This is a genomic window from Streptomyces sp. NPDC004561 (assembly GCF_053602155.1).
This window is the reverse complement of record NZ_JBSGDB010000806.1, coordinates 1-2,292: the sequence shown is the minus strand read 5'-3', so window position 1 is coordinate 2,292 and position 2,292 is coordinate 1. Positions and strand designations below refer to the sequence as shown.

1 protein-coding gene is annotated in these 2,292 nt (G+C 76.4%); it reads left to right on the top strand.

Annotation, left to right across the window (positions count from 1 at the left end; all coding sequences use genetic code 11):
• Positions 1 to 97: 97 nt before the first annotated feature.
• Positions 98 to 2,292: amino acid adenylation domain-containing protein (locus ACWEN3_RS45530; protein ID WP_452984210.1), on the top strand; the 2,195-nt coding region annotated here is incomplete at its 3' end.

Here is a 2,292-nt window from a genome sequence, read left to right as displayed (position 1 = left end):
GATGTTCTTGTCCTTCATGGCCGGGTGGCTCATGTTGATGTTCATCTGACCCACGTACGGCTGGTAGCCGGCGACCCGGACGTTCGCCGGCACCCGGCTGCCGTTCGCCCTGACCGACGAGGCACGGGCCGGCTGCACCGGGCTCGCCGCCGCCCTCGGCGTCAGCCGCAACGCCGTCCTGCTGGCCGCGTGGGTGCTGGTCGTCGCCCGGCGCACCGCACGCGACCGGCTGATCGTCGGGATCCCGACGGTGGGCCGGGCCACGAGCGCCGCGATGCGGGTCATCGGCGGCGCCACCGGACTCGGCCCGGTCGCCTGCGAGGTTCCCGCCGAGGCCACCGTGTCCGACTTCGTCCGGCGCACGGCCCGGTCCCTGCGCGAGTCGCTGCGCTACGGCAGCGTCCCCTTCGAGGACCTCGTCACGGCGCTCTCCGCGGGCGGCGACCTCTCCCGCAACCCGCTCGCGCAGATCGCCTTCGGCGCGCACAGCGAACTGGTCCCCGAGTCCCTGCCGGCGACCGGCGCCACCTTCGACATCCGCATCGGCCACACCGGCGGCACCGCCTACGACGCCATGCTGCACGTGCTGCGCTGGGACCCCGAACCCGGTCTCGCCGTGGAGTACGCCACCTCGGTGCTCACCGCGGCGGACGCGATGGCCCTGGCCGCCTCCTTCGACCGCGCGCTGGCCGAGATGGCCGCCGCCCCCGACGGCCCGCTCACCGGCGTCTCCACCGTCACCCCGGCCCAGCAGCGCCTCCTGGACGACCGCGCGGACGGCCCGGACGGCGACTTCGGCCACGGGCTGTGGCAGCTGATCGAGGCGTCCGCGGACCGTGCCCCGGACGCGGTCGCCCTCCGGGACGGCGACGGCCGGACCCTGACCTACCGCCAGCTCCTCGCGGCGGCGGCCGTCCAGTCGGCCGCGCTGGCCGCCGCCGGGGTCGGCGAGGGCGACCGGGTGGCCGTCGCGGTCCCCCGTTGCGCACAGGAGATCGTCTCCCTCCTTGCCGTGCTGCGGCTCGGTGCCGCGTACGTCGGCATCGGCGCGGACGCCCCGCCCGCGGTCACCGCGCAGATCATGGACCGGGCGGGCGTAAGGGTGCTGCTGGGCCTCGCCGGCCGGCTGCCGGACCCGGCCGCCACCCGGGGCCGTACCGTCCTGGAGGCCGTCGATCCGTACGACCCCGGGACCGGCCCGGTGCCGCCCGCCGCGCCCGCGGACCCGGACCGGGTCGCCTATCTGGCCTTCACGTCCGGGACGACCGGCGTCCCCAAGGGGGCCATGATCCCCTGCCGGGCCGTCGTCCGGCTGGCCCACCGGCCCGCCTTCCTGCTGCCCGGCGCCGCCGCCCGCTTCCTGCGGCTGGCCCCCCTCGCCTTCGACGCCTCCACGCTGGAGATCTTCGCTCCGCTGCTGGCCGGCGGCACGCTGGAGGTCTTCACCGGCCGGCACGTGGTCGCGAGCGCCCTGGCCCGGTTCGTCCGGGACCGGGAGATCACCGGACTGTGGCTGTCGGCCGGGCTGTTCCGGCTGGTCGCCGACTTCCGGCCGGACGCCTTCCGGCGCGTGGTGCAGCTGATCACCGGCGGGGACGTGGTGCCCCCGGCGCAGGTCGCCGAGGTGCTCCGGGCCTGCCCCGGACTCCGGGTCAGCAACGGCTACGGGCCCACCGAGAACACCACGTTCACCACCGTCCACCACGTCGACGACCCGGCCGAGGTGCCCACGGGCGCACTGCCCATCGGCCGCCCCGTCGCCGGCACCGGCGTCCGGGTGCTGGACCCCGCGGGCCGCCCGGTACCGCCCGGCGGGATCGGCGAACTGTTCACCTACGGCACCGGACTCGCCCTCGGCTACGCGGGCCTGCCCGAGGAGACCGACCGGGCCTTCGGCACCTTCGGCCGGCCCGGCGGACCGCGCCTGTACCGCACCGGCGACCTGGTCCGCTGGGACGCGGACGGCAGTCTCCGCTTCCTCGGCCGGCGCGACCGCCAGGTGAAGATCCGCGGCTTCCGCGTCGAGCCGGACCAGGTGGCGGAGGTGCTGCGCCGCCACCCCGGCGTACGGGACGCGGCCGTACCGGTGGTGCCCCTCGGCAACGGCGACCACCAGCTGCTGGCGGCGGTCGTACCCGTGGAGGGCTCCGAACTCCCCTCCGACCTGCGGGACTTCGCCGCCCGGCAGCTGCCGGGACACGCACTGCCCGGCCTGTGGGCCGCGGTGCCGGAGTTCCCGGTGACGCCCAACGGCAAGCTCGACGTGGCCCGGCTGACCGCCGTCGCCGACGC